Below are 25369 nucleotides of genomic sequence, written 5' to 3' on the forward strand. Positions count from 1 at the left end.
GACGATGCGCCGACCCACGCTGCTGCTGCTCGCGCCTGTGGCAGTGCTGAGCGCGCCGGTCGATGCGGGAGCCCAGGCCGCCGATCGTGCGGCCGACAGCGCGGAGATCAGGACCGGCGAGAAGGCCTGGGGCGATTCGTTCGTCACCGGCGACGTCGCGGTCGCCGATCGCCTGCTGGCCGACGATTTCGGCGGCGTGACCAGCGGCGGCGTCTCGTACACGCGCGTGGAGGTGCTGGGCTGGGTGGGCGACCCGCGGCATATCACTTCATATGACGGAACAATCACCGACATCCGCTTCTACGGCGACGTGGCGGTGGTGCGAGGGCGGGATCACGTCGTCGGCCCCGCTCCCGAGCGGACCGCCTTCAATACGGCCTGGACCGATGTCTGGGTGAAGCGCGAGGGCCGATGGCGAATCGTCTCGGCCCATGGCACCGATATGCCGGTGGAGCGCGAGCCATGACCCTGCGCCCCTTCCACCTCGCCTTCCCGGTCCACGACCTCGCCGCCGCGCGCCGCTTCTACGGCGGGGTGCTCGGCTGCCCGGAGGGGCGCTCGTCCGATCACTGGATCGACTTCGACCTGTTCGGTCACCAGATCGTCGCGCACCTCGACCCCGCGGCGAAGCCGGTCGCGGTGGAGAATGCGGTCGACGGCCACGCCGTGCCGGTGCCGCACTTCGGCGTGGTGCTGACGATGCCCGACTGGGAAGCGCTGGCGGCGCGCGTCGAGGCGGCGGGGATCGCCTTCGGCATCGCGCCCTATGTCCGCTTCAAGGGGCTGCCCGGTGAGCAGGCGACGATGTTCTTCCGCGATCCCAGCGGCAACGCGCTCGAGTTCAAGGCCTTCGCCGACGATAGCATGCTCTTCGCGACCTGAGCGGGAACGCAGCGGCGCACATGACGTTCTTCGCCGCATGCCCGAGTGGATGGAACGCTTCCGCAATCGCAACCGCGCCCGCAACTGGGCGCTGGCCGGCTTCGGCTATGCGACAGTGGCAGTGCTCGGCGGCATCGGGCTGACGCACTATACCCAGGCCGGGATGAACGCGGTCCATCCGCAGCCGGCCGCGATGGCTTCGGCGCAGGAAGCGACGATCCCGCCGCTGCTGGTGAGCGGCGCCCAGGCGATGGTGCACGGCGAGCCCGGCCTCGATCCCGATCCGAACCCGGCGCCCGAACAGGCGGCCTATCGGCAGATCAGCAACTAGACTCGGGTTCGTTCGACCAGGTTGAATCGCTGCAGCATTCAAGCCCCTCCCCTTCAGGGGAGGGGTTGGGGGTGGGGCATGTCCACAAGCACATCGGTCTCGGTGAGACCCACAGGCCCCACCCCAACCCCTCCCCTGAGGGGGAGGGGCTTCAGAAGCGTGCGAACCTGACCGGGTTCGAGTCCAGGCCCGCGCGCTACTTCCCCGCGCTCACCCGCCAGATCATGTTGCCGACGTCGTCCGCCACCAGCAGCGCGCCGCTCGCATCGGTGATCACGCCGACCGGGCGGCCGAGCGCCTTGCCGTCGGCGCTGAGGAAGCCGGTCAACAGGTCGCGCGGCTTGGCGCCCTTGGCCGGGAAGCCGTCGTCGCCGAACGGCACGTAGACCACCTTGTAGCCCGACACCGGCTCGCGGTTCCACGAACCGTGGAGGCCGATGAAGGCGCCGTTGGCATAGCCCGGCCCGAGCTTCGCGTCGCTCGCGAAGGCGAGGCCGAGCGGGGCAACGTGCGCGCCGAGCGCGAAGTCGGGGCGCTTCACATATTCGAGCATGCCGGGCTGCTCGGGCTGGACGCGCTTGTCGGGGTAGCCGCCCCAATAGGCCCAGGGCCATCCATAGAAGGCGCCGAAATCGACCTGAGTCAGATAGTCGGGCGGCATGTCCGAGCCGAGCATGTCGCGCTCGTTGACCACGGTCCACAGGCTCTTGCTGTGCGGCTCGAACGCCATGCCGTTGGGATTGCGCAGCCCCCAGGCGAAGACGCGCGTCGCCTTGGTATCGGGGTTCACTTCGAGGATCGCGGCGCGCGCGCCCTGGGCGACGGTGCCGATCTTGGCCATCTCGTCGGGCTGGCCGACGCGCGCGTAGAGCCCGCCCTCGGCCTCGAGCCCGTTCTCGGCGATGTTCGACGAGGAGCCGACGCTGACGAACAGGCTGTTGCCGTCGGGCGCGGCGACGACGTTGCGCGCCCAATGGTTGCCGCCGCCGGCGAGCGCGAGGATCTTCTCGGGCTTGGCGGTGATCTTGGTCTCGCCGGGGGTGAAGGGATAGCGGACCAGCGCGTCGGTGTTGGCGACGTAGAGCCAGCCCTTGAGCAGCGCCATGCCGAACGGCGAGTTGAGCCCCGAGAGCAGCACGCTGCGCTGGTCGGCGGTGCCGTTGCCGTCGGTGTCGCGGAGGAGGACGATGCGGTTGGGCGAGTCGCCGCCGGCGCCGGCCTTCTTCATCAGCGAGCCCATCACCGCGCCGGTGACGCCGCCGACGTTCCGCGGGGGTGAATTGGTCTCGGCGACGAGGATGTCGCCGTTGGGCAGGCGGTAGAGCCAGCGCGGATGGTCGAGCCCGCCGGCGAAGGCGGTGACCTGCAGCCCCGCCGCCGCCTTGGGCTTGCCGCCGCTCGGCCAGCCGGTCGCCTGGGCGACGGCCATGGTCGGGAAGAATTGCGGGCGCGGGGCGCTGAGCTCGGGCGTCTTGCCGGTGACTGCGATCTCGCTGAGCTGGGCGATGTCGGGCCGGGTGAACTGCCAGATCACGATTGCGACGACGAGGAGGGCGATGCCCGACAGGATCAGGGCGTGGCGGAGGATCGGGCGCATGGCGGCGTGATAGGCCGGGGCGCTGGTGAAGCCAACGGGGTTTGCTCCGATGCACAATAACCGTCATCCCGGCGAAAGCCGGGACCCAGGGCCACGAGCGACGTCCTCTGCAACTCTGGGTCCCGGCTTTCGCCGGGATGACGACTGTATTTGATGACGACTGTATTTTAAGCCTCGGGCTCCACCGCCTCCTGCGGCGGGTGCAGCCGCAGCCGGTTCACCTTGCGCGCATCGGCGTCGACGACTTCGAGCGTCCAGCCGCTCGGGTGCGCGAGGCACTCGCCCGCCGCGGGGACATGGCCGGCGAGCGCCACCGCGAGGCCGCCCACCGTCTCGACATCCTCCTCGACCTCGGCGAGCCGCGCGTCGATCTCCTCGCCGACGTCCTCGAGCTCGGCGCGCGCATCGGCTTCCCAGGCGCCGCCCTCGAGCGGCACGAGCATCGCCTGGGGGGCGTCGTCATGCTCGTCCTCGATCTCGCCGACGATCTCCTCGATCAGGTCCTCGATCGTGATCAGCCCCTCGGTGCCCGAATATTCGTCGATCACGATCGCGAGGTGGGTGCGGCTCGAGCGCATCTGCGCGAGCAGGTCGAGCGCGCCCATCGACTGGGGGACGTAGAGCGGCTGGCGGAGCATCGCGCCGGCGTTGGCGGGCGGCTCGGCGCCGCGCGCGATCACCGCGAACACGTCCTTGATGTGGACCATGCCGATGATCTGGTCGAGGTCCTCGCGATAGACGGGAAGGCGGCTGTGCTCGGCCTCGGCGAAGGCCTCGACCAATGCGGCGAAGCTGATCGATTCCTCGACCGCGACGATGTCGGCGCGCGGCACGCCGATGTCGCGCGCGTCGCGCTCGCCGAAGTGGAGGAGGTTCTTGAGCATCTCGCGCTCGACCGGGGCAAGATCGCCCGCGGGCGCCGCGCCGCCCTCATCCTCGTCGATCGCTTCCTCGAGCCGGTCGCGCAGCGTCTCCTCGCGCGAGCCGAGCAGGAAGGCGCGCAGGCCCTTCCACAGCCCGCCGTCCTGGGTGGGGGTGCCTGCGGTCCCGCCGCTACTGTGGCCCTCGGGCATGGTGGTCGTCAGTCCTCGCGCACGGGATAGGGATCGTGCAGCCGAAGCGCGGCGAGCGCGGCGCGCTCCATTTCCTCCATCACTTCGGCCTCACCATCTCCTTGATGGTCAAAGCCCAGCAAATGCAAGACCCCATGAACGATCAGGTGCGCGGCATGGTCCTCGACCGCAATGCCGCGCTCGGCCGCTTCGCTCGCGCAGACGCCGTGCGCGAGGACCAGATCGCCCAGGATCACTTCGCCGTCATCGCTGTTCTGCGTGACCGTTTGAAGAAGGTCGGGCTGGATCATCGGGAAGGACAGCACGTTGGTCGGCTTGTCCTTGTGGCGGTATTGCAGGTTCAGCGCATGGACTTCCTCGTCGCTGGTCAGCCGCACCGCGACTTCGATCGCGACCGGCCAGCCCGCCCATTCGCCATAGGGCGACTGCGCCAGCGCCGCCTCGGCAGCATGGGTGGCGAGGGCTTCCCAATCCTGCTCGGGCCAGCCCTCGGCCTGGACGGCGACGTCAAGCATCGGGGCCCTCATAGGCTTCGACGATCCGGCCGACGATCGGGTGGCGCACCACGTCGGCGATGCCGAAGCGGACGATCGAAATGCCTTCGACGCCCTCCAGCCGGCCCACCGCATCGTTGAGCCCCGAGGCGGCGGGGCCGCCGGGCAGGTCGGTCTGCTTGGGGTCGCCGCAGACCACCATCCGGCTTCCCTGGCCGAAGCGGGTGAGGAACATCTTCATCTGCATCGGCGTGGTGTTCTGCGCCTCGTCGAGGATCACGAAGGCCTCGGCCAGCGTGCGGCCGCGCATGAAGGCGATCGGCGCGATCTCGATCTCGCCGCTCGCGATCCGCCGCTCGACCTGCTCGGGCGGCATGCAATCGTAGAGTGCGTCGTAGATCGGGCGGAGATAGGGGTCGACCTTCTCCTTCATGTCGCCGGGGAGGAAGCCCAGCCGCTCGCCCGCCTCGACCGCGGGGCGCGAGAGGATCAGGCGCTGGACCGAGCCCGTCATCAGCTGCGCGACCGCCTGCGCGACGGCGAGATAGGTCTTGCCGGTACCCGCGGGGCCGAGCGCGAAGATCATGTCGTTGTTGACCAGCTCGCGCATGTAATGCGTCTGCGCGACCGAGCGCGGCACGATCGTCTTGCGCCGGGTGCGGATCATGATCGGCGGAAGCCCGCCGCCGCTCGCCTCGGCGCGGATGATTCCGGAGAGCGTGGGCTCGCTCGACATGGCGATGACGGCGTCGATCAGCCCGGTGTCGATCGCTTCGCCGCGGATCACGCGGGCATGGAGTTCCTGGAGCACTTCGCGCGCGTGCGCGACCGATTCCGCCGCGCCTTCGATCACCACGCGCTGGCCGCGGGCGTGGATGTACACGCCCAGCCGCTCCTCCAGCGCCAGGATGTTCGAATCATATTCGCCGAAGAGCTGGGGCAGGAGCTGGGGCCTGTCGAAGGTGACCTCGGCGCGGCTACGCTCGCCGGACTGGGCGGGGACGGGCTTGCGGCTCATGCGGCTCCTTGGCTTGCCGAAGACGGCGCTGGGTGGATCGACAGAGGGACGGACATGATTCGGCCATTACGCGCAATTGTGACGGCTGAGCGCAAGCGGGCGGCGGCGAGGCCGGTTCCATCGCGTTCCGAGCGAAGCGAGCCGAGGATCATGCTGGGCCGAGTCTGGCAGAGATGCGCCCGGCAGGACAGGGAAAATCGCGCGTGCGGGTCAAGGATTTCGCAACTGCGGCATCCTTGCACCGGTTGCTTCGGTCTTCAGCCCGGCACCGCGTCGGCGAGCTGCTTCTCGAGCTCCAGCATCGGCTTTCCGGCCGGCGGGATGATCGACATGAAGTAGAAATAGCGGTTGCCGCCGCGGAAGACGTGGAGCTGCGCGCCCGGCTCGGCCGAGAAGGAGCCGTTGCCGAGGTCGGGCAGCTCGGTGATCTTGGCGCCCATGTTGGCGACCAGGCCCTGCTTGGTGTTCTCGATCGCGGTGAGGGTATTGTCGTTGACCGGCGACTGGCGCGCGAAGAAGTCGAGGCTGCCGCCGCCGGCGAACTCATAGGTGCAGGTCGAGAAGCCCGCGCTGTCCTGGGTCAGCTTGGTCACGCGGTCGAGCTTGGCCGAGGTGACCTTGAGCCCCACGACTTCGGCGACCTTCTCCTTGGGGAGCATCGCGCACGCATCCTCGGCCTTGAAGCCGCTTTCCGCCTCGGCGGCGGCGTTGGCGGCGGTACCGTTCGCGCCGGACGCGCCCGGCTCGCTCGCGCAGCCGGACAGGAGGAGCCCGCCCGCAGCCAGCAGAAAGGTCAGCCTGGTCATCATCTTCCCCCTTTCGGCGCGCCGGACGCGCCGGTTTCGCGCGTTCAGTGCATGGAAGCCGGGCGATGTCCACCCCGCTGTCCTCGAATGATCGTTTCGCAACTGCGGGAAGCGCATGCATTCATTGCAATTTCCCGGGATCGACTGATCCCGTATAGCGTTACGGAGACCGGAGAGGATCGCTCGATAGGCTGCGTGACAGCATCTGGCGGGAGTTGGCCATGATCTCCTCGGCGGCGCGGTTCGGTCTTCTGGTATCTTCCTTGATGTTTCTCGCGCAGCCCGCGGTGGCGGCGCGGTTGAATTCTGGTTCGTTCGACGGCCCGGCGCCCTCGCTCGCCCGGATGGCGAACCAGCTCGCGGTGCCGACCGATGCCGTCGACGACCCGCGCGCCGCAGTGCTCCCTGCGCGGCGCACGGATGCCGGCGTGGCGCTCGCCGCCAGCTACGAGGATTTCGCGCACAGCGGCGACGCGCCGGCGCAGGTGCTCGGGCCGGTGATCTCGGCGCTCGGCTATGCGGCGGTGACGGTGGGTGACCTGCCCGACGCCTCGCGCGTGTCGCTCGCCTCGGCGACCGCCTCGCTCGACGTGCGCGAGCCCGCGACCTGGATGATGATGATCGCCGGCATCGGGCTGATCGGCGTCGCGATGCGCTGGAAACGCCGCGATCGCACGCCGCGCGTCCGCAAGGGCACGCGTGCGGCGCTGCGGACGGGCGGCAGCCTCGGCGGCCGGGCGACGCGGCACGTCGCCGCGGGCGGCTAGGCGGGGACCGGCTCGCTCGCCACGCCGCCGAGCGAGTTGGGCCCGGCCTGGACGATCTCGACCCGCACCATCGCGCCGATCGGCGCCTCGGTCTCGAGGTGCACCGACTGGAGCCATGGCGACTTCCCCACGCGCTGGCCCGGAAGCTTGCCGGGCCGCTCGATCAGCACGTCGCAGGTGCGACCCAGGCTCGCCTGGTTGAAGGCCAGCTGGCTCGTGTTGAGCGCGGCCTGGAGGCGCTGGAGCCGCTCGTCCATCACCTGCGCCGCGACGAAGTCCTCGGTCATCTCGGCCGCGGGGGTGCCGGGGCGCGGGCTGTATTTGAAGCTGAAGCACTGGGCATAGCCCACCTGCTCGACCAGGCTCAGCGTGTCGGCGAACTCGGCCTCGGTCTCGCCGGGGAAGCCGACGATGAAGTCGCCCGACAGCGCGATGTCGGGCCGCGCAGCGCGGACGCGCTCGAGGATGCGGAGGTAGGAGTCGCGGCTGTGGCTGCGGTTCATCGCCTTGAGGATGCGGTCGCTGCCCGATTGCACGGGCAAGTGGAGGAAGGGCATCAGCTTGCCCACCTCGGCATGCGCGCGGATCAGCCCCTCGCGCATGTCGTTGGGATGGCTGGTGGTGTAGCGGATGCGCTCGAGGCCCCCGATCCGGTCGAGCGCGACGATCAGTCCGTGGAGGCCGCGGCCCTGCTCATCGTCCCAGGCATTGACGTTCTGGCCGAGCAGCGTGATTTCCCTGGCGCCGGCATCGACCAGCGCCTTGGCCTCGTCGACGATCGCGTCGAACGGCCGGCTGACTTCGGCGCCGCGGGTATAGGGCACCACGCAATAGGTGCAGAATTTGTCGCAGCCCTCCTGCACGGTGAGGAAGGCCGACGGGCCGACCTTGCGGCGGCTGGGCAGCGCGGCGAACTTGCTCGCCGCGGGCATGTCGGTGTCGAGCGCGAGCTTGCCCTCGGCAGCCCGGGCGACGAGCTCGGGAAGGTTGTGATAGGCCTGCGGCCCGACGACGACGTCCACCCTGGCGCGGCGCGCGATCTCCTGCCCCTCGGCCTGGGCGACGCAGCCGGCGACGGCGATCATCGGCCGGCTGCCGTCCTCGCGCTTCAATCGGCCGATCTCCGAATAGACCTTCTCGGTCGCCTTCTCGCGGATGTGGCAGGTGTTGAGCACGACGAGGTCGGCGGCGTCGGTGTCGGCGGTGGCGGTGAGGCCCCGCGCGGCCATCAGCTCGGCCATGCGCTCGCCGTCATAGACGTTCATCTGGCAGCCGAACGACTTGACGTGGAAGGTCTTGGGGGTGGTCATGATCGGCGGGCGTATAATTGACCCCGAGGGCCAGCACAAATCCGTCATCCCGGCGAAAGCCGCGACCCAGGGCAGCACATCATGTCGCTCGTGGGCCTGGGTCGCGGCTTTCGCCGGGATGACGGCTGGAAGTCAGGGAACGGGCGGGCTTTCCTCCGTCGCCTGCTGAGCGGCAGGTGCCTGGTAGCGGACCTGCGCCACCGCGAAGCGGAAGTGCCGCAGCGGCTTGCCGAGCGCCTTGACCAGCGCTTCCTCGATCCGGCGGCGGCTCTCGGCGGCGATCGCCTTGCGGCCGGGGAAGTCGCGCGGGTGGAAGGGCTCGAGGAAGGTCACGCGCAGCCGGAAGCTGCCGCGCCGCGCGAGGATGCGCCGCGCATTGTTGAGTCCGCCCTCCTCACCGATCCAGGCGATGTCCTCGCCGACCTCGCCATAGTCGAGCATCACCGGCTGGACCATCACGCCGGGCGGCGGCGGCTCGAGCACGCGGAGCATCGGGGTCTTGAAGGGGAGCAGCGATCGGCCGTCGGTGGTGGTGCCCTCGGGGAAGACCGTGATCGCCCAATTCTCGGCGAGCGCGTCGCGCAGCTCGTTGATCTGCTCGGCCACGCCCATGCGGTTCTCGCGCTTGACGTAGACGGTGCGGTTGAGCCCCGCGAGCCAGCCGACCAGCGGCGAGCTCGCGATCTCGGCCTTGGCGACGAACGCCGTGCCGCTGGTGCCGCCGAGCGCGAGGATGTCGATCCAGCTCAGATGGTTCGAGATGTAGAAGACGTCGCGCTTGAGCGGCGTGCCCATCCGCTCGATCCGCGCGCCCGCGATCCGCGCCGCGGTGCCCAGGAAAAGCCGGGGCAGTGGCGAAGGGAGGCGGAGCAGCTTGAGCAGGTAATGCACCGGCACGCAGACCAGCACCGCGAGCGCGAGCAACGCGACGCGGAGCCACAGCCGGCACTGGCCGAGGAAGTCGAGCCTGGTCGGAAGCCCCGAGGCCGCGTCGTCGCGCCGCCTCAGCGCGCGCTCGGCTCGCCGTACGCGTCGTCGCTCGATGCGCTCGTGGCGCCTAGCCCTTGCGGTCGAGCGTGACGCCATAGAGCTCCATCCGATGATCCACGAGGCGGAAGCCGAGCCGTTCGGCGATCTGCTTCTGGAGGAGCTCGAGCTCGGGGTCGACGAACTCGATCACCTTGCCGGTCTCGACGTCGATCAGATGGTCGTGGTGCGCCTCGGGCGCGGGCTCGTAGCGCGCGCGGCCGTCGCCGAAGTCGTGGCGGTCGAGGATGCCGGCCTCTTCGAACAGCCGCACCGTACGATAGACGGTGGCGATCGAAATGCCGGGGTCGATCGCCGAGGCGCGCTCATAGACTTTCTCGACGTCCGGATGGTCGTCGGCGTCGGAGAGAACGCGCGCGATCACCTTGCGCTGTTCGGTGATGCGCAGTCCCTTTTCGTGGCAGAGTGCTTCGAGGTCGATTCTGCGGCCCATGGTCCTCTTCCGGCTGTCGAGCCCGGGTGTAGCGTCTCTCGCGCTGAGGGGGAAGGGCGGCGGACAGCAAAACGGCGGACAGGAAGGCCTGCCCGCCGCTAGCTCCTTTGGTTTCAGCTGCGCTGAAACGATTGCGGCACCGGCCCGCCCCGCCACCCGGCCACCCATCGGCAGTATCTTGTGGGTGGCCGGGTGGGAGAGCGGGCCGGTGCCGTCGAAAGCTCAGCGCTTGCGGCGCTTGGTGCCCAGGCCGATCTTCTTCGCCAGGCTGCGGCGCTGCTCGGCATAGTTGGGAGCGACCATCGGATAGTCGGCCGGCAGGTTCCACTTGGCGCGATACTGCTCGGGGGTCATCTGATAATGCGTCATCAGGTGGCGCTTGAGCATCTTCAGCTTCTTGCCGTCCTCGAGGCAGACGATGTAGTCGGGCTTGACCGACGAACGGACCGAAACCGCCGGCTCCTGCTTCACTTCAGGCTCGGCCGCCGTCCGGCCCAGACCCGCCAGCGCGCCGTGGACATTCTGGATCAGCACAGGGAGATCGGAGACTGCAACGCTATTGTTGCTCACATGCGCGGCAACAATATCGGCCGTCAGCGTAACCAGCGTTTCCTGAATATCGGCGTTCGTATCCATGATTTTCCTTTCGACCCAGAACTGAACCAATGCTTGTTTTTGGCGTGGCCGCTATCGGACCGTTTCGGATTGAAATCAACCCGATAAAGTAGCCATCGCAAAAATTATCCGATCTTACGAGAGTAGGTTAAAGCATCAAAAAGATGGCCGTGGCGTCCTCTGTAGTAACCGCGCCGTTCGCCGACCTTCAGAAAGCCCTCGCGCAGGTAAAGCCGCACCGCTTCATTACCCGCCCGGACTTCCAGATGAATATCCTCTGAACCCCGCAGCCGCGCTTCGGCGATCACCGACCGAAGAAGCGCGCCGCCGACTCCGCGCCCGCGCGCGCGCGGGCGGACCGCGAGGAGCAGCAGCTCGGCGTCGATTCCGGTCGATCGCGCGAGTGCGAAACCGGCGTCGCCGTCGCCGTGGCGCGCCAGCGTGAGCCAGGCGCCGGGCAGCGAGAGCATCCCCATGCATTGCGCCGTGGTCCAGGCCTCGCCGTAGCGCGGGTCGAACGCCTCGTGCATGATCGTCGCGACCGCGGGCAGGTCGTGCGCGCCGCCCTGGCGGATCTCGGTCAGGTTATAGGCAGTGCTCATGAGGCCAGCCGCTCCTCGAGCGTCCTGGCATCGGGCGCGCGGCCGTAGATCGGGCGCGGCGGCAGCGCGGCGAAGGCCTCGGGCAGCAGCGGCGCGTCGGCGGCGCGCGGCAGCGTGTCGTGGAGCGCCAGCGCCGGGTCGAGCGCGGCGAGATGACGGACGCCGTTGCCGAAGGCGGGGAGACCGCCGAGCCGCGCGAGCGCATCGGCGGGGACGAGCGACCCGAAGTCTCCGTCGGGCGCGAGCGGAGGCGCGGTGAAACGCTGCATGAAGACCTCACCATGTCCGCCTTCGAGCACCACCGCAAGACCGGCGAGCGACGAGTCGGCGGCGAAGGCGGCCGCGGCGACGAGCGGCAAGCTCGAATAGCCGAGGACCTCGGCGCCCCAGCCGATCGCGAGTCCCCGCGCCGCGGCGAGGCCGACGCGCACGCCGGTGAAGCTGCCCGGACCGCAATCGACGAGGATGCGCCGGGCACGGCCCTGACCGGGGAGCGCCGCGATCATCGGGATCAGCCGCTCGGCATGGCCGCGGCCGACGACCTCATGCGCCGCGTCGACCAGGACGCCGCCCTCGATCAGGGCGACCGAGCAGGCGGCGGTGGCGGTCTCGATGACGAGCGTGCGTCCGGGGGGCATCGCCGGCCCCTATCCCAAACCGACATCGTCGCGAAAGCGGAAGATGTCGGCGCCGGCCTCAGAGAAGCGTGTTGAACTGTTCGAATTCGGGGCGGGGCAGCCGCTCGAAGATCGTCGAGGGGTCGCCGTGGCCGAGCGTCGAGATGAAGTTCGACTTGAGATTCGGCTGGCCCGGGAAGAAGGCCTCGTCGAGCTTGGCATTGTCGAAGCCCGACATCGGCCCGGTGTCGAAGCCGAGCGCGCGCGCGGCGATGATGAGATAGGCGCCCTGGAGCGACGAGTTGCGGAAGGCGTGCGGGGCGCGCGCGTCGCGGTCGCCGAACCAGTTCTCCGCGCCCGGCGCGTGCGGGAAGAGCCAGGGGATGTGCTGGTTGAAGTCGAGGTCCATCGCGACGATCACCGCGGCGGGGGCCTTGACGATCTTCTCGGCATTCTTGGCGCTGGCGAAGCTCGCGAGCTTGTCCTTGCCTTCCTGGCTCAGCAGCCAGGTGAAGCGCGCCGGCTGCATGTTGGCCGAGGTCGGGCCCATCTTGAGCAGGTCGTAGATCCGGCGGACGTCGTCCTCGCTGACCGGGTCGGACGTGTAGCCGTTGTAGGTGCGCGCGGCACGAAAGATCGTGTCGAGCCCGGCATCGTCGAGCGGCTGGCCCATGATTCCATCCTTCCTGGTTTTGAGCGGGGTCCTCAGACCGCGCGGACTTCGGTGACTTCGGGGACGTAATATTTGAGCAGCTGCTCGATCCCGTTCTTGAGCGTCGCGGTCGACGAGGGGCAGCCCGAGCACGCGCCCTGCATCTGGAGGTAGACCTTGCCCTGGTCGAACCCGCGGTAGACGATGTCGCCGCCGTCGCCCGCCACCGCGGGGCGGACGCGCGTCTCGATCAGCTCCTTGATCTGCGCGACGATGTCGGCGTCCTCGGGGTTCTCGGGGAAGGCGGCGTCCTCGGCCGGCACGCTGAAGCCCCCGGCCGAGCCGGGGCGGAACAGCGGCATCTCGGCGCTGAAATGGTCGAGCAGGATCGCGAGCACGTCGGGCTTGAGCCCGCGCCAGTCGACGCCTTCGCCCGCGGTCACCGAGATGAAGTCGCGCCCGAAGAACACGCCGGCGACGTCGCCCAGGTCGAACAGCGCCTCGGCGAGCGGCGAGGCTTCGGCTTCCTCGGGGCTGGTGAAGTCGCGGGTGCCCGCGTCCATCACGGTGCGCCCGGGGAGGAACTTGAGCGTCGCCGGATTGGGCGTCGGTTCGGTCTCGATCAGCATCGCCCGCATGTGGCGCGCGCGGGCGCGGGGATCAAGGCCCGGAAGGGAAACGCTGCGTTGCCCGTTCGGGTAGGGGGAGGCTGTCTTCTCTCTATAGCCCTCTCCAGCTTTCGCGGGAGAGGGCTGGGTGAGCGTCTTCTTCTCTTCTTCTGTCACGCCGAGCTGGGCTGCCATCAATCGTTGAGCCGGCGTCGGCTCCCCCTAACCGTCATCCCGGCGAAAGCCGGGACCCAGGGTTGCGGAGGACGTCGCTCGCGGCCCTGGGTCCCGGCTTTCGCCGGGATGACGATCTGGGGGGGGGATCGCCTGTCGCCCGAGCAGGAAGACGAAGGAAGAAGACCCTCCCAACCCTCTCCCGCGAAAGCGGGAGAGGGTTAAGGAGAAGCCGGGGTTTTTCAGCCCCCTACCTCTTCTTCCCCTTCGCCGCCGGCAGCACCACCATCGACCAGTCCTTGTCGGGCTGGAGGTACTTCGCCGCGAGTGCCTGGATCTCGGCGGGGGTGGTCAGCACGATGTCGCGTGCCAGCCGATCGACCGCGGCGATGCGCTCGGGGTCGCCGGTGCCACCCTCGACCAGCTTCATCCAGAAGGGATTGCCCGTCGAGGCGCGGATGATCTGCTGCTTGAGCGGCGTGATCACGCGGTCGAGCTCGTCGGCGTCGATCGGCTTCGCCACCAGGTCGGCGGCGATCCCGCGCGTCAGCGTGAAGAAGAAGTCGGTCTTGTCGGGCGGCAGCAGGCCGAGCGCCATGATCTTGCCGCCGGTCGCTGCACCCACCGGCCAGTCGCTCGAGACGTTGGGCGAATAGCTCACCCCCGCTTCGCTGCGCAGCTTGTCGAGCAGCCGGTCGCGGAACACCGCGGCGAGCAGGTCGAGCTTGCGGCTCTCGGTCAACCCCGCCGAGCCGCCGCCGGTCGGCCAGGCGATCACCGCCGCCGCCTGGTCGGGCTGGCCGGTGTGGGTGCGCACCACCGGCTTCGCCACGTGCGCGGGGAAGGGTGGCGGCGGAGTCGACGCACCCGCGGGCTTGCGGGGAGCCAGTGCGCCGAGCGTCGCGGCAACGGCCTTGATCGTCTCCTCGCTGTCCATGTCGCCGAACACCTCGACTTCGATCGGGCCGCTGGCGAGCAGCGGCTCCCACACGTCGCGGAACGCCTTGGGCGTCAGCGCGGCGACCGCGTCCCTGGGCGGCGTGCCCCAGCGCGGGTCGCCCGAATGCAGCAGCGCGTCGAGGTCGCGGCCCAGCACTGCGTCGGGCGAGGCATTGAGACCGGCGTAGCTCGACAGCACCGCCGCCTTGCCGCGGTTGACCGGATTGGGATCCCAGCCGGGTGCTGCGAGCTTGGTGGCGAACAGCTTGAGCTGGTCGAACAGGTCGGCACGCGTGGTCTGGCCGGCGAAGCTGAAGGAATCGTCGTCGATGCCGAAGTCGAAGCCCATCTGGCGCTGGCCGGTGAGCGCGTCGAGCTCCTCCTGGCCGAGGTCGGCGACGCCGCTCGCGACGAGCGCCCCGGGGCCGGCCCAGGCCGCGGTGCGGCGGTTCGAAGGCAGCGCGCTCAGCCCGCCGCCGAAGCGGACGTTGACATAGACGCGGCTGACTTCGGAGGAATTCTGGTGCAGCAGCAGCTTCACGCCGTTCGAGAAGACGACCTTCTCGATCATCGGGCTGGCGAGCACGGTCTCGCGGCTCACCACCGTTGCCGGCGCGCCGAGCTTGGGCAGCCGGTCGAAGCTCACGTCGCCGACGATCTTGCGGCCACCGAGCGCGCTGACGTCGGCCTTGAGCGCGGTCTCGACCTTCTGGTTGATCTTGAGGTCGGGTGCATGGAGGTTGACCAGCGCGCGCACCGCAGTGCCCTGGAAGACGCGCTTCGACGCGGCGAGCACGGCCTCGGGATTGAACATCTTCTTGTCGATCGCGTCGCGGAAGATCGAATAGCTGCCCGCCGCGTCGGTGACCGTCTCGTTGATGTCGACCGCCTGCATCATGTCGTCGGCGTGCTCGGCGCCGGCCTTGACCGGCCAGGTCGCCACCGAATTCTTCATGCCGGTCTCGATCTCGGCGACTTCGCGGTCGATCTCGCCCTGGGTCGGCGGGGTCGCCTGCGCATCCGCGATCACGCCGCGCACGTCCTTGAGCGCCTGCTCCCAATTGTCGCCGGCGGGCAGCACCTGCACGGTGGTGACGTTGGCCGAGCGCGCGATGTCGTCGAGGCTCGCGCCCGCGGCGAGGAAGCTCGCGCCGGCGCGCGCCCGCGTCTCGAGGCGGCGGTTGATGATGCGGATGGCGACGAGGTCGACCATCCGCTCCTGGTTGAAGATCACCGTATCGGCGAACACCGTCCAGGGCCGCGCGACGGTGAGCATCGCCATCGTCGGGATCGAGGGCTCGACGATCGAGGCAGCCGAGGGATGGTCGGGCGAGGGCTTGCCGAAATCGGGCGCGGCGGGCGCGGGGCCGGCGCCCTTCCAGTCGCTGAAATATTTCTGGATCAGCCCTTCCAGGATCGCGGGATCGACGTCGCCGACCGCGACCACCACGGCGCGTTCGGGGCGATACCAGCGGTCGTGGAAGGCCTTGACCGTCTCGGCGGTGGCCGCGTTGAGCGCCTCGACGGTGCCGATCGGCTCGCGCTGGGCGAGCGGCTGGCCGGCGAACATCAGGTCGTAGAGTGCATCCGCCATCCGCTTCTGCGGGCCGGGCTGCTCGCGCCCCTCGGCGAGCACCACCGGCCGCTCGGCGCCCAGCGACTGGGCAGTGATCGCCGGGCCGTACATCATGCCCGAGAGGATCTTGAAGCTCTCGTCGAGCCCCGCCGGATCGGCGTTGGGCAGGTCGAGCTTGTAGACGGTGCTCGTGAAGGTGGTCTGCGCGTTCGAATCCGAGCCGAAGGTCACGCCGAGGCGCTGCCAGATGCGCTTCGATTCGCCGTCGGGCACATAGACCGAGCCACGGAAGCTGAGGTGCTCGAGCAGGTGCGCGAAGCCGCGCTCGCTGTCCTGCTCCATCAGCGATCCGGCATCGATGCGCACGCGGATCGAGACCTGGCCCGGCGGCACCCCGTTCTTGCGCACCGCATAGCGCACGCCGTTGGGCAGGCGGCCGAAATGCCATTCGGGATCCTGCGGGATGTCGCTCTTCTGGTAGAGCCAGGGATCCGCCGCGGTCTGGACCGGGCGATGGACGAGCTTGGGCGGGTCGCCGGCTTGCTGGGCGAGCGCGGGAACCGCGAAGCCGAGGAGCGAAAGGGCGAGGGCGAGCGGGCGGAACGCGCGGGAAAACGGCAGCATCGCGCGGCTTGTACCTGCGAAATGCGGCCATCGCCAGTCCGCAACCGAGCCGGGGCGCGTCGCTGTCGTGCGTTCCGGGACGAAGTGGTGCCGCCTGTGCGACATCATTTGGACCCACGCACCCGCTAGACAGGGGGCTGTCGACCGCGGGCCAGTGCTGCGTCGCAGCAAGCTTTCCCCGCGAGTCGCGCCTGAAGCGAGACGGCAGGGACGTGCGTAGCGTGGATTACGACCATCATGACGCGGGCGCCGCAATGTGGCGCCAATCGGGCGAGGCGGCCGTGGCGCCGCCGTGGATGATCCCGGACATCACCGTGATCTCCGGCGCGCCCGACCCCGACGCGCCGATGCGCGCCGATCCCAACCGGCCTTGGCTGATCAAATACGGCAAGCACCTGCGCGGATTGTTCGACCGGTTCGTCGCGCGCTCGTCCTTGGTCGCCACCGATCCGGTGCTCGACGTGCGCGACTTCGCCTGGACCGCGGCGCTGCGCGAGCATTGGCGGGCGATCCGCGACGAGGGCGTCGCCGCGGCGCTCGGGCCCCGGCCTGCGCCGAGCCTCGCGAGCGTCTCGCCCGATCACCGCGCGATCGCGCCGGTGCACCAGTGGCGCAGCTTCTTCCTCTGGGGATACGGCTACAGCTGCGAGGAGAACCGGCTCGCCTGCCCGGTGACCTCGGCCATGGTCGAGGCGATCCCGGGGATGGTCAGCGCCTTCTTCTCGATCCTCGCGCCGGGCACGCACATCCCGGCGCACCGCGGCGTCACCAAGGGGCTGATCACCTGCCACCTTGGCCTGATCGTCCCGCGCGACGGCGATGTCCGGATGCGCGTCGGCGACCGGATCGTGCGCTGGGCCGAGGGCGAGACTTTGGTGTTCGACGACACCTGTGATCATGAGGTGTGGAACGACACCGCGCACACCCGCGTGGTGCTGCTGGTCCAGTTCCGCCGGCCGCTGCGCCAGCCGGGCAAGTGGTTCGTCGACCGTTTCCTGGGGTGGATCCGCGGCTCGGCCTTCGTCCAGGAAGCGCGCGACAACGTCCACAAGTGGAACGACGCGATGCGGGCGTTCGAGGATTAGATGTTCGGTCCGATCAAATTATCGTCATCCCGGCGAAAGCCGGGACCCAGGGTAAAGCAGGACGTCGCTCGCGGCCCTGGGTCCCGGCTTTCGCCGGGATGACGGCCGACCTCAATACAGCGCGTCGAGCCGGCTCCCGTAAGCCCCCTTCAGCACGTGCCGGCGGATCTTGAGGCTCGGCGTCAGCTGCTCGTTCTCGATCGTGAACGGCCCGTCCGCCAGGATGAACTTGCGCACCCGCTCGATCACCGACAGGTCCTTGTTCACGCGCTCGACCGCCGCCGCCAGCGCGTGGCGGAACTCGGGGTCCGTCGCGAGCTCCTTGAAGTCGCACCTCGTCCCGCTCTTCGCGCACCATTCCTGCGTCCATTCGGGATCGGGGACGATCACCGCGACCATATAGGGCCTATTGTCGCCGGCGATCATCGCCTGGACGATCTCGGGCTGGAGGGTGAGCATCCCCTCCACCTTCTGCGGCGCGACATTGTCGCCCTTGTCGTTGACGATGATGTCCTTCTTGCGGTCGGTGATCTGGATGCGGCCCTTGGCGTCGATCAGCCCGATGTCGCCGGTGTGGAGCCAGCCGTCCTTGAGGACGCGCGCGGTCTCCTCCTCGTTGCGCCAGTATCCGTGCATCACCAGCTCGCCGCGCACGAGGATCTCGCCGTCGGCCGCGATCTTGACCTCGACGCCTTCGAGCGGCGGGCCGACCGTGTCCATCTTGAGCCCGGCCTTGGGCCGGTTGCACGAGACCACCGGGCCGCTCTCGGTCTGGCCATAGCCTTGCAGGAACGTCAGCCCCAGCGATTCGAAGAAGGTGCCCACCTCCGGGTTGAGCGGCGCGCCGCCCGAGACCATCGCCTTGATCCGCCCGCCGAAGCGCTTCGCCAGCTTGGGGCGCAGCGTGCGGTTGAGGAACAGGTTCATCGGCAGGTCGGCGAGCCGCTGCTCGCCCGCCGCCTTGCGGTTGCCGATCGAGACCGCGCGATCGAGCAAATAGTTGGCGAGCTTGCCCTGCTTCTCGACCTGCTTCGAGATCCGCGTGCGCAGCACTTCGAACAGGCGCGGCACCACCACCATGATCGTCGGGCGGACCTCCTCGATGTTCGAGGCGAGCTTCTCGAGGCCTTCGGAATAATAGATCTGCGCGCCCAGCGCGATCGGGAAGTGCTGGCCGCCGGTATGCTCATAGGCGTGGCTGAGCGGCAGGAACGAGAGGAACACTTCGTCGTCCCAGCCGAAATCCTCGCTGATCAGCGAGCAGCAGCCCTGGCAATTGTGGAGGATCGCGCCGTGATGCTGCATCACCCCGCGCGGCGCGCCGCCGGTGCCGCTGGTGTAGATCAGGCAGGCGAGGTCCTCGCGCCGGTAATCGGCGCGCGCGGCGACCACCTGCGGCTCGGCCGGATGGTCGGCGATCAGCTTGTGCCAGTCGTGGAAGTCGGTCTGTCCGGGCTGGCCGGCGCGCACCTCGTCGATCCCGATCAGGATGCGGCAGCAGCCGACGCGCAGCAGCGCGGGCACCAAGGTGCGCGCAAGCTTGGTGGTCGAGACGATCACGGCGCTCGCCCCCGAATTCTCGAGGATGTGCAGATGATCGCGCTCGGTGTTGGTGGTGTAGGTCGGCACGGTGACGCAGCCCGCGGCCATGATCGCGAGGTCGCTGATGCAGAATTCGGGGCGGTTCTCCGAGACGAGCATCACCCGCTCGCCCCGCTTCAGCCCCAGCGCCTGGAGCGCGGTCGCCAGCGCGGCAACCTGGCGCGCGGCCTCGGTCCAGCTGGTCGCGCGCCACTCGCCGCCCTCCTTGCGCCACAGGAAGGGCTTGTCGCCCAGCGCCGCGGCGCGCGCGAAGAACATCGCGACGAGATTATCGAAGTGTTCGAGTTTGCGGCTCATCGCCTCCTGCCTCTCTCATTCTTATCGGAGCGTCGTCCGCGTTTTTCGTAGCGTCATAATGTCGCGGCGGAGCTTGCGCCAGCAGTCATGGACGGCGCGGTGCAGCATGGGCTATCGCAGCCGCGAACGACGAGAGTGCGCATGACCCCGATCCGAACCGTGCTTGCCGCCCTTGCCCTGACTGCGCTCGCGGCCTGCGCGAACGGTCGCGCGGCGCCCCGGCCCCAGTCCGCGGCGCCGGCGCGCCATCACCAGATCTTCGTCGCCGCGGCGAACCCGCTCGCCACCGAGGCCGGGCTCGCCGTGCTTCGGCGCGGGGGCAGCGCGGTCGACGCGGCGATCGCGATCCAGGCGATGCTGTCGCTGGTCGAGCCGCAGAGTTCGGGGATCGGCGGCGGCGCCTTCATGACCTATTACGACGGCCGGACGCATCGGATCACGGTCTACGACGGCCGCGAGACTGCGCCTGCCGCGGCCGACGAGCGGCTGTTCCTCGGGGCCGACGGCAAGCCGCTGTCCTTCCCGGCCGCGGTGCTGAGCGGCCGCTCCACCGGCGTGCCGGGCGCCGTGAAGATGTTGGACCTGGCGCATGGCGACCATGGCAGGCTGCCGTGGCGCAGCCTGTTCGGCGACGCGCAGCGCATGGCGCGCGTCGGCTTCATCGTCTCGCCGCGGCTCGGCCGCTTCCTCGCCTCGGGCGGCTATCCGGAGAGCGCCGCGCCCGACGTGATCGCCTATTTCACCAATGCCGACGGGACGCGGGTCAAGGCCGGCGACCGGCTGGCAAATCCCGCCTATGCCGAGTTCCTCGGCCGGCTGGCCGCGCAGGGCGCGAAGGCGCTCTATGCGGGCCCGACCGCCGAGCGGATCGTCGCGCGGCTGCACCAGGGCGACCATTCGAGCGCGATGACGCTGGCGGACCTCGCCGCCTACAAGCCGGTGAAGCGCGAGCCGCTGTGCGGCACCTATCGGATCTACCTGGTCTGCACGCCGCCGCCGCCGGCGAGCGGGGTAGGTCTGCTCCAGCTGCTCGCGATCCTCGAGCATAGCGACATCGCCGCGCGCGGGCCCGGCGATCCGCAGGCCTGGTTCCTCTTCGCCCAGGCGAGCCGGCTCATGTACGCGGACCGCGATCGCTATGTCGGCGATCCCGCCTTCGTGACCGTGCCCGTCGCCGGGATGCTGGACCCCGCCTATGTCGCGGCGCGCGCGAAGCTGATCGGCGAGACCGCGGGGCCCGCGCCTGCGCCGGGCGTGCCCGCCGGCGCCCCGGCGCCCGCCGCGGACCGCACGCTGGAGCCGGTCGGCACGTCGCATTTCATCGTCGGCGACGCGGACGGGAATGTCGTGTCGATGACCACCACGGTCGAATCGATCTTCGGCTCGGGGCGGATGGTGGATGGGTTCTTCCTCAACAATCAGCTCACCGACTTCACGTTCCAGCCGCGCGACGAGCAGGGCCGGCTCGCCGCCAACGCCCCCGCGGCGGGCAAGCGCCCGCGCTCGTCGATGACGCCGCTGATCTTCCTGGATGCGCAGGGCGATTTCGTGGGCGCGCTCGGCTCGGCCGGCGGCAATTCGATCCTCGCCTATGTCGCCAAGTCGATGGTCGCCGCAATCGACTGGAACCTGCCGATGCAGGAAGCGATCGCGCTCCCCAACCTCGTCGCGCGCGGCGCGGCGTTCCAGGGCGAAGTCACGAAATACTCGCCCGACATCCTCCAGGGCCTGGCGGCGCGCGGGATCGCGCTCCGCCCGGGCCAGGGCGAGGATTCGGGTCTCCAGGGCGTGATGATCCGCGACGGCCGCTTCGACGGCGGCTATGATCCGCGCCGCGAGGGCCGCGCGACCGCCGAAGACCCGCCGCGCTAGAAGCAAACCCGATCAGGGTTAATCAGCCGTCATCCCGGCTTCCGCCGGGATGACGATTCAGGGTGATCGGGTTCGAGTCTGGACTCGAACCCGAGTCTGGGACCTATTTCCCGCCCCGCCGCTCCTTCAGCAGCGCTTCCGCCGCCTGGACCAGCTCGATGTAGCTCGGCCCCAGGTTGATGACATACTCGTTCTCGCCCCAGAAGAACGGCCAGACTTCGCTGTTCTCGGGGAAGTCGGGCTTGAGGATCAGCACGCCGGGGACCACGCCGCCGGCGATGAAGCTGAAGTCCGCCCGGTTCGAGCCATAGGCGACTTCCTTCGACACCGTGCCCACGCCCGAGACGAACGACACGTCCGATCCCGGATGCGTGCCGTGGAGATAGTCGAGCGCGCGGAACACGCCCGATCCGTCGGTCAGCTCGGGGAAGGCGCGGTGGATCGCATAGTCGGTGAGCCCCGCGCCGACGACCGCGCCATTGCCCGCCCAGCCGCCCTCGGTGACCGGCACGCCATAGGGATTGTCGCCCTGGCGCGCCTTCGCTTGCGCGAGATAGGCCTCGGCCGCCGTGCGCACCTTGTCGCGATAGGCCTTTGGCATGAACGGGATCGCCTTGAGCGCGACCTCGGCCTGGAAGGGGAAGAACTTCGCGAATCCCGGCCACAGCGTCTCCACCGCCGCGGCGTACTTCCGGTCCTTCGTCGTCGCCAGCAGCTCGACCGCGGCCGTGAACTGCTCGGTCTCGAGCGGTCCGCCGGTGGTGTTGCCGTGGCGGAACAGGTCGGGGGCGTGCGTCTGTTCCTCGGCCCAGACGCGCGTGGCGATGCCGAGAGCCTTGTCGGCGAGGTCGTCGCGATAGCCGCGGAGCGCGCGGCTCGCGGCGGCGAGCGCGGCGATCGAGCCATAGTTGAGCGCCGAGGACTTGCTGGTGAAGGCCCAGCGGTCGTCGTCGGTGCCGGGCACGCCGTCGGTCTTGGAGGCGGCGTCGCCGAGGTGGGTGTATTGCGCGACGTCGGGCTCGACGATGCCGTGGATCGCATGGCCGACCGCGTCGAACTGCGCGATCAGCTGGAGCGAACCATGGACGATCTGCTGCTGGACGTCCGGCGTGCCGTCGGGGACGTGGAGCTCGACGTGGCGGAGCTTCTCGTCGATCCAGGTCTGGTCGCGCTTGACGCCGTACACCTCCCACAGGTCGACCAGCGTGCGCACCACGGCATATTGGGTCTGGGTGCGGATGTCGAAGTCGCCCGCGTCGAGCCAGCCGCCGACGTTGAGCCCGGGGATATGCTCGCCGGGCTGGTAGGGCGTGTCGGTGGTCGGCCCCTGGGCATAGAGGTCGATGTGCTCATGGTTGACCGGCGCCTGCTTGGCGTCGTCGCGATGCGCGTCGCCGTGCCAGACGCGATAGGCTTCGTTGACCGTCACATGGTCCATCGCGACGGGGATGTAGACGTCGTTGGTCGCGTGCCAGGCCGTCGAATAGACGTCGGGCGCGATGCGGAAGGGGGCGGTGGTCGTGCCCGCGTAGCTCAGCTGGTAGAGGCCGGGCGCGCGGACCTGGCTGAAGTCGAAGCTCGCATAGCGGTAGCGCAGGTAGCTGCCCCAGGGCTCGGCCGCCCCCGACCCGGCCACGGTGCTGGTGCCATCGGCGTTGATCCGCGACAGCGTGACCGTGCCGGGCGCGGGGGCCCTGGCGTCGAGCTCGATCACCGCGCGCTTCGCCTGCTCGGGGGCATAGCCGAGCTGCGAATGGCCGATCACCGGCTTGCGGACATAGTCGGCGACGCTGTTGGGCGTGATCGTCCATTCGAGCACGCGCCCGGTCTTGTTCGCCGGCAGCAGCCCGCGCAGCACGAACCAGCCGTTCTGCGCCATGTCGCGCCCGTCGTAGAGGCCGAGCGTGCCGGTGGCCGACGCGATCGTCACGCGCCGCGCCGGATCCTCGGGCGCGAGCACGAAGCGGGTGCCGCTCGCGAAGGGCAGGGGCTCGGCGCCCGGCCCGACGTCGCGCCCGCTCGCGGCATTGCGCTCGCCGCCGGCGACCATGTCCGAGGCGGGGTGGAGCGGAAAGGTCCCCCCGGTGCCGTCGGCGAGGTAGCTGTGGTGGAAATAGGCGGCAGGCAGGAACTCGAGGTTGAACCCGGCCTTGCCGGCGAGGGCCGCCGGCAGCGGCTTGTCGAGGTTCACCGAGACCACCACCGATCCGCCCTGGCGCTCGGCCCGGATGCGGTACTGGAAGCCCAGGTCCTTATACTCGAGCCGCACGTCGATCGTGCCGGCCTTGGCGTCGACCTCGCGCTTCACCATCGCGCCGATCGGATCCCATTGGCCCGGCGTCGGCGAGAGGCGGACATCGCCGTTGGTGGCGAGGCGGAGGTCCTGGAGGATCAGCTCGACGCCGCTGATCTTGGCGTCGGCGAAGAGGCCATCGTACCAGTTGGAAAACACCAGCACGTCGGCGCCGGGGGCATGGTAGACGCCCTTGTCGCCGAGCTCGAGATCCTGCGCCAGCGCGGGCGCGGCTCCCATCAGCAGTGCCGTCGAAACCAGCCAGCGCAACGCCTTCACTCGCATATCCCTCTCCCGAATCACGCCTTGCCAGCGCCGATGTGAGCGCTACCATAAGCGCGTCCATAGGCAAGAATGCTCCGGGGGAAGGGGAGCGCGGGCAGGGAGAGCCGCGCGTGCAACTTTCGAATACCTTGAGCGACCGCCAGGCGGTCTGGGCCTTTGCGCTGGGCTGCGCGGCGGTCACCGCGGGGGTGCTGATGCATATCCCCATGTTCCTGATGGGCCGCGAGATGCATTTCATGCTCTACGGCATGCCGATCGGCTGGGACATGATCGCGGGCATGGGGCTGATCGTCGCGGGCTGCCTCGTCGCCGCATGGGGCCTGCTCCCGCGCGACGTCGCCGCGCAGCGCGCCGCCGCGGCGAGCATCGAGATCGCCGCGCCCGAGGATGCGCAGCTCGGCCCCGCGCATTGGGGGCTGATGCTCGTCCTCGTCGTCGCGCTGGTGATCGACACGATGAAGCCCGCCTCGCTCGGCTTCACCGTGCCCGGCATGGTCAGCGAGTACATGGTCCCCAAGGAGACGGTGAGCCTCGTCCCCTTCTTCGCGCTGGTCGGCACGATGACCGGCTCGTTCGTCTGGGGCGTGCTTGCCGACATCTATGGGCGCAAGGCGACGATCCTGCTCTCGGCGGTGATGTTCGTCGGCACCTCGATCTGCGGGGCGATGCCGTCGCTGTGGTGGAACGTCGGCATGTGCTTCATGATGGGGCTCGCCGCGGGCGGCATGCTGCCGGTCACCTATGCGCTGCTCGCCGAGATGATGCCCAACCGCCACCGCGGCTGGGCGCTGGTGCTGGTCGGCGGGCTCGGCGCGGGCGGCGGCTATTTCGCGGCGAGCGGCGCGGCGTCGCTGCTGGTGCCCGACTACAGCTGGCGGATCCTCTGGCTGCTCAACCTGCCGACCGGGCTGATCCTCGTGCTGCTCGGCAATTTCATCCCGGAGAGCGCCAAGTTCCTGCTCGCGCGCGGTCGCGCGGTCGAGGCGCAGGCGGTGATGGCGCGGTTCGGCGCGGTTGCGCGTACCGCCGGGCCGCCGCCCGCGGTGCCTTCGCAGGCGGCGCTCGAGGGCATGCACCTCTACGGCAAGCTGACCGCGCTCTCGCTCACCGGCGTGACCTGGGGGCTGATCAACTTCGGGCTGCTGCTCTGGCTGCCCAACCATTTCGTGACCAAGGGCTATTCGATGGCGGTCGCGAGCCGGCTGCTCGCCGAGAGCGCGCTGATCGCCTTCCCGACGATCTTCGTCGGCGCTTTGCTCTACAGCCTGTGGAGCACCAAGGGCGCGCTGATCGCCTCGATCGGGGTGACGCTGCTCGGTCTGGCGGGCGTGCTCAGGATGGAGCTGTTCGGCGGCGGCAGCCCGGTGCTGCCGGTGGCGCTGCTGATCATCGGAATCAACGGCATCATCGCCATCCTCCTGCCCTACACCGCGGAGAGCTTTCCCCTACGTGTACGCGGCAAGGCCACCGGCTGGGTCGCCGCCTGCACCAAGGGCGGCGGGGTAATCGCGCAGGCGCTGTTCGTGCTCAAGCTGGTGCCGCCGGTGGGCGTGGTCGCGGGAGCGATCATGGTGCCGATGGTCGCGGCGCTGGGGCTGGTGGCGTGGTTCGGGCGCGAGACGCGCGGGCAGGATTTGCGGGGGTTGGACGGCTAGGTGTTTAGTCCCGAGGAGAGGCGGTACGGGTCGATTTTGAATCGGGCCGGGTCTTCTGTCCAGATGCGTGCGACATATTCGTAGGGTGTGAAGCCGCGGAGCGTCTTCAAGCGGC

23 protein-coding genes and 1 pseudogene are annotated in these 25369 nt (G+C 69.2%); 7 read left to right on the forward strand and 17 right to left on the reverse strand.

What is annotated here, in order from left to right; translation table 11 throughout:
* Positions 1 to 4 precede the first annotated feature (4 nt).
* The 3 genes from J7495_RS18300 to J7495_RS18310 are packed head-to-tail and all read left to right on the forward strand — an operon-like array spanning position 5 to position 1213.
* Complete coding sequence (locus J7495_RS18300; protein WP_294058352.1) at positions 5 to 466, forward strand: nuclear transport factor 2 family protein; 462 nt, start codon at positions 5 to 7, stop codon at positions 464 to 466.
* The gene (locus J7495_RS18305) at positions 463 to 882 is read left to right on the forward strand and encodes a VOC family protein (RefSeq protein ID WP_294058353.1); all 420 of its coding nucleotides are present in this window, start codon (positions 463 to 465) and stop codon (positions 880 to 882) included. The genes J7495_RS18300 and J7495_RS18305 overlap by 4 nt, the downstream gene beginning before the upstream one ends.
* A gap of 37 nt (positions 883 to 919) precedes the next feature.
* Complete coding sequence (locus J7495_RS18310) at positions 920 to 1213, forward strand: hypothetical protein (RefSeq protein WP_294058355.1); 294 nt, start codon at positions 920 to 922, stop codon at positions 1211 to 1213.
* A gap of 196 nt (positions 1214 to 1409) precedes the next feature.
* Here J7495_RS18310 and J7495_RS18315 read toward each other — a convergent pair whose 3' ends face one another.
* The 5 genes from J7495_RS18315 to J7495_RS18335 all read right to left on the reverse strand — a co-directional run bounded on the left by J7495_RS18315 (position 1410) and on the right by J7495_RS18335 (position 6201).
* A complete protein-coding gene (locus J7495_RS18315) occupies positions 1410 to 2801 on the reverse strand; it encodes a sorbosone dehydrogenase family protein (RefSeq protein ID WP_294058382.1) in 1392 nt (463 codons plus the stop codon).
* A gap of 176 nt (positions 2802 to 2977) precedes the next feature.
* Positions 2978 to 3883, reverse strand: a complete 906-nt coding sequence (locus J7495_RS18320) for a hemolysin family protein (RefSeq protein WP_294058357.1) — start codon at positions 3881 to 3883, stop codon at positions 2978 to 2980.
* An 8-nt stretch (positions 3884 to 3891) separates the two neighbouring features.
* Positions 3892 to 4398: an rRNA maturation RNase YbeY gene (ybeY, locus tag J7495_RS18325; RefSeq protein ID WP_294058359.1), complete on the reverse strand. Its 507-nt coding sequence runs from the start codon at positions 4396 to 4398 to the stop codon at positions 3892 to 3894.
* The gene (locus J7495_RS18330) at positions 4391 to 5395 is read right to left on the reverse strand and encodes a PhoH family protein (RefSeq protein WP_294058360.1); all 1005 of its coding nucleotides are present in this window, start codon (positions 5393 to 5395) and stop codon (positions 4391 to 4393) included. Before J7495_RS18330 ends, ybeY begins: the two co-directional genes overlap by 8 nt.
* Before the next feature lie 257 nt (positions 5396 to 5652).
* Positions 5653 to 6201 (reverse strand): hypothetical protein, encoded by a 549-nt coding sequence (locus tag J7495_RS18335; RefSeq protein WP_294058362.1) that lies wholly within the window; start codon positions 6199 to 6201, stop codon positions 5653 to 5655.
* Positions 6202 to 6467: 266 nt separating this feature from the next.
* Here J7495_RS18335 and J7495_RS18340 point away from each other — a divergent pair, with 266 nt between their 5' ends.
* Positions 6468 to 6968 carry a PEPxxWA-CTERM sorting domain-containing protein gene (locus J7495_RS18340; protein ID WP_294058383.1) on the forward strand — a complete coding sequence of 167 codons (501 nt, stop codon included), beginning with the start codon at positions 6468 to 6470 and terminating at the stop codon, positions 6966 to 6968.
* Here the strand turns inward: J7495_RS18340 and miaB are convergent.
* The 9 genes from miaB to J7495_RS18385 form a co-directional block, all read right to left on the reverse strand.
* Positions 6965 to 8278: a tRNA (N6-isopentenyl adenosine(37)-C2)-methylthiotransferase MiaB gene (gene miaB / locus J7495_RS18345; RefSeq protein ID WP_294058363.1), complete on the reverse strand. Its 1314-nt coding sequence runs from the start codon at positions 8276 to 8278 to the stop codon at positions 6965 to 6967. The two genes, J7495_RS18340 and miaB, sit on opposite strands and share 4 nt — an antisense overlap.
* Positions 8279 to 8410: 132 nt before the next feature.
* Complete coding sequence (locus J7495_RS18350) at positions 8411 to 9364, reverse strand: lysophospholipid acyltransferase family protein (RefSeq protein ID WP_294058365.1); 954 nt, start codon at positions 9362 to 9364, stop codon at positions 8411 to 8413.
* The gene (locus J7495_RS18355; RefSeq protein WP_294058366.1) at positions 9336 to 9758 is read right to left on the reverse strand and encodes a Fur family transcriptional regulator; all 423 of its coding nucleotides are present in this window, start codon (positions 9756 to 9758) and stop codon (positions 9336 to 9338) included. The genes J7495_RS18350 and J7495_RS18355 overlap by 29 nt, the downstream gene beginning before the upstream one ends.
* Positions 9759 to 9980: 222 nt before the next feature.
* Positions 9981 to 10394, reverse strand: coding sequence for a MucR family transcriptional regulator (locus J7495_RS18360; protein ID WP_294058367.1), 414 nt, complete (start codon positions 10392 to 10394; stop codon positions 9981 to 9983).
* 104 nt (positions 10395 to 10498) lie between these two features.
* Entirely contained in the window at positions 10499 to 10975 is a 477-nt protein-coding gene (locus tag J7495_RS18365) for a GNAT family N-acetyltransferase (protein WP_294058368.1), read from the reverse strand.
* Positions 10972 to 11613 carry a tRNA (adenosine(37)-N6)-threonylcarbamoyltransferase complex dimerization subunit type 1 TsaB gene (tsaB, locus tag J7495_RS18370; protein ID WP_294058370.1) on the reverse strand — a complete coding sequence of 214 codons (642 nt, stop codon included), beginning with the start codon at positions 11611 to 11613 and terminating at the stop codon, positions 10972 to 10974. Before tsaB ends, J7495_RS18365 begins: the two co-directional genes overlap by 4 nt.
* A 58-nt stretch (positions 11614 to 11671) precedes the next feature.
* Positions 11672 to 12265 (reverse strand): malonic semialdehyde reductase, encoded by a 594-nt coding sequence (locus J7495_RS18375; RefSeq protein WP_294058372.1) that lies wholly within the window; start codon positions 12263 to 12265, stop codon positions 11672 to 11674.
* A 32-nt stretch (positions 12266 to 12297) separates the two neighbouring features.
* On the reverse strand, positions 12298 to 12873 hold the full coding sequence (locus J7495_RS18380) for a NifU family protein (RefSeq protein WP_294058384.1): 576 nt from the start codon (positions 12871 to 12873) through the stop codon (positions 12298 to 12300).
* A 403-nt stretch (positions 12874 to 13276) separates the two neighbouring features.
* Entirely contained in the window at positions 13277 to 16165 is a 2889-nt protein-coding gene (locus J7495_RS18385) for a M16 family metallopeptidase (RefSeq protein ID WP_294058373.1), read from the reverse strand.
* A 212-nt stretch (positions 16166 to 16377) separates the two neighbouring features.
* Here J7495_RS18385 and J7495_RS18390 point away from each other — a divergent pair, with 212 nt between their 5' ends.
* On the forward strand, positions 16378 to 17250 hold the full coding sequence (locus J7495_RS18390; protein WP_294058374.1) for an aspartyl/asparaginyl beta-hydroxylase domain-containing protein: 873 nt from the start codon (positions 16378 to 16380) through the stop codon (positions 17248 to 17250).
* Positions 17251 to 17361: 111 nt separating this feature from the next.
* On the opposite strand, the gene J7495_RS18395 is transcribed toward J7495_RS18390, so the two are convergent.
* The gene (locus tag J7495_RS18395; RefSeq protein WP_294058376.1) at positions 17362 to 19149 is read right to left on the reverse strand and encodes a long-chain fatty acid--CoA ligase; all 1788 of its coding nucleotides are present in this window, start codon (positions 19147 to 19149) and stop codon (positions 17362 to 17364) included.
* Between the two features lie 141 nt (positions 19150 to 19290).
* Between J7495_RS18395 and J7495_RS18400 the strand changes: the two genes are divergently transcribed.
* Positions 19291 to 21021 (forward strand): gamma-glutamyltransferase family protein, encoded by a 1731-nt coding sequence (locus J7495_RS18400; RefSeq protein WP_294058377.1) that lies wholly within the window; start codon positions 19291 to 19293, stop codon positions 21019 to 21021.
* A gap of 103 nt (positions 21022 to 21124) precedes the next feature.
* Here J7495_RS18400 and J7495_RS18405 read toward each other — a convergent pair whose 3' ends face one another.
* On the reverse strand, positions 21125 to 23593 hold the full coding sequence (locus J7495_RS18405) for a glycoside hydrolase family 9 protein (RefSeq protein WP_294058378.1): 2469 nt from the start codon (positions 23591 to 23593) through the stop codon (positions 21125 to 21127).
* 116 nt (positions 23594 to 23709) lie between these two features.
* On the opposite strand from J7495_RS18405, the gene J7495_RS18410 reads away from it, so the two are divergent.
* On the forward strand, positions 23710 to 25254 hold the full coding sequence (locus J7495_RS18410; protein ID WP_294058379.1) for an MFS transporter: 1545 nt from the start codon (positions 23710 to 23712) through the stop codon (positions 25252 to 25254).
* Here the strand turns inward: J7495_RS18410 and J7495_RS18415 are convergent.
* A pseudogene (locus tag J7495_RS18415) lies at positions 25251 to 25369 on the reverse strand (IS481 family transposase); the annotation flags it as partial. The gene J7495_RS18410 and the pseudogene J7495_RS18415 sit on opposite strands and share 4 nt — an antisense overlap.

The sequence above is a fragment of the Sphingomonas sp. genome, from assembly GCF_017745215.1.
Taxonomy (GTDB): Bacteria; Pseudomonadota; Alphaproteobacteria; order Sphingomonadales; family Sphingomonadaceae; genus Sphingomonas.

Excerpts from the sequence above, each read along its gene's own strand:
- J7495_RS18365 (WP_294058368.1), bottom strand. The coding sequence starts at position 10,975 with ATGAGCACTGCCTATAACCTGACCGAGATCCGCCAGGGCGGCGCGCAC.
- J7495_RS18375 (WP_294058372.1), bottom strand. The coding sequence starts at position 12,265 with ATGGGCCAGCCGCTCGACGATGCCGGGCTCGACACGATCTTTCGTGCC.
- ybeY (WP_294058359.1), bottom strand. The coding sequence starts at position 4,398 with ATGCTTGACGTCGCCGTCCAGGCCGAGGGCTGGCCCGAGCAGGATTGG.
- J7495_RS18320 (WP_294058357.1), bottom strand. The coding sequence starts at position 3,883 with ATGCCCGAGGGCCACAGTAGCGGCGGGACCGCAGGCACCCCCACCCAG.
- J7495_RS18395 (WP_294058376.1), bottom strand. The coding sequence starts at position 19,149 with ATGAGCCGCAAACTCGAACACTTCGATAATCTCGTCGCGATGTTCTTC.
- J7495_RS18350 (WP_294058365.1), bottom strand. The coding sequence starts at position 9,364 with ATGGCGTCACGCTCGACCGCAAGGGCTAGGCGCCACGAGCGCATCGAG.
- J7495_RS18340 (WP_294058383.1), top strand. The coding sequence starts at position 6,468 with ATGTTTCTCGCGCAGCCCGCGGTGGCGGCGCGGTTGAATTCTGGTTCG.
- tsaB (WP_294058370.1), bottom strand. The coding sequence starts at position 11,613 with ATGCCCCCCGGACGCACGCTCGTCATCGAGACCGCCACCGCCGCCTGC.
- miaB (WP_294058363.1), bottom strand. The coding sequence starts at position 8,278 with ATGACCACCCCCAAGACCTTCCACGTCAAGTCGTTCGGCTGCCAGATG.
- J7495_RS18360 (WP_294058367.1), bottom strand. The coding sequence starts at position 10,394 with ATGGATACGAACGCCGATATTCAGGAAACGCTGGTTACGCTGACGGCC.
- J7495_RS18355 (WP_294058366.1), bottom strand. The coding sequence starts at position 9,758 with ATGGGCCGCAGAATCGACCTCGAAGCACTCTGCCACGAAAAGGGACTG.
- J7495_RS18400 (WP_294058377.1), top strand. The coding sequence starts at position 19,291 with ATGACCCCGATCCGAACCGTGCTTGCCGCCCTTGCCCTGACTGCGCTC.
- J7495_RS18310 (WP_294058355.1), top strand. The coding sequence starts at position 920 with ATGCCCGAGTGGATGGAACGCTTCCGCAATCGCAACCGCGCCCGCAAC.
- J7495_RS18380 (WP_294058384.1), bottom strand. The coding sequence starts at position 12,873 with ATGCTGATCGAGACCGAACCGACGCCCAATCCGGCGACGCTCAAGTTC.
- J7495_RS18385 (WP_294058373.1), bottom strand. The coding sequence starts at position 16,165 with ATGCTGCCGTTTTCCCGCGCGTTCCGCCCGCTCGCCCTCGCCCTTTCG.
- J7495_RS18330 (WP_294058360.1), bottom strand. The coding sequence starts at position 5,395 with ATGAGCCGCAAGCCCGTCCCCGCCCAGTCCGGCGAGCGTAGCCGCGCC.
- J7495_RS18300 (WP_294058352.1), top strand. The coding sequence starts at position 5 with ATGCGCCGACCCACGCTGCTGCTGCTCGCGCCTGTGGCAGTGCTGAGC.
- J7495_RS18305 (WP_294058353.1), top strand. The coding sequence starts at position 463 with ATGACCCTGCGCCCCTTCCACCTCGCCTTCCCGGTCCACGACCTCGCC.
- J7495_RS18335 (WP_294058362.1), bottom strand. The coding sequence starts at position 6,201 with ATGACCAGGCTGACCTTTCTGCTGGCTGCGGGCGGGCTCCTCCTGTCC.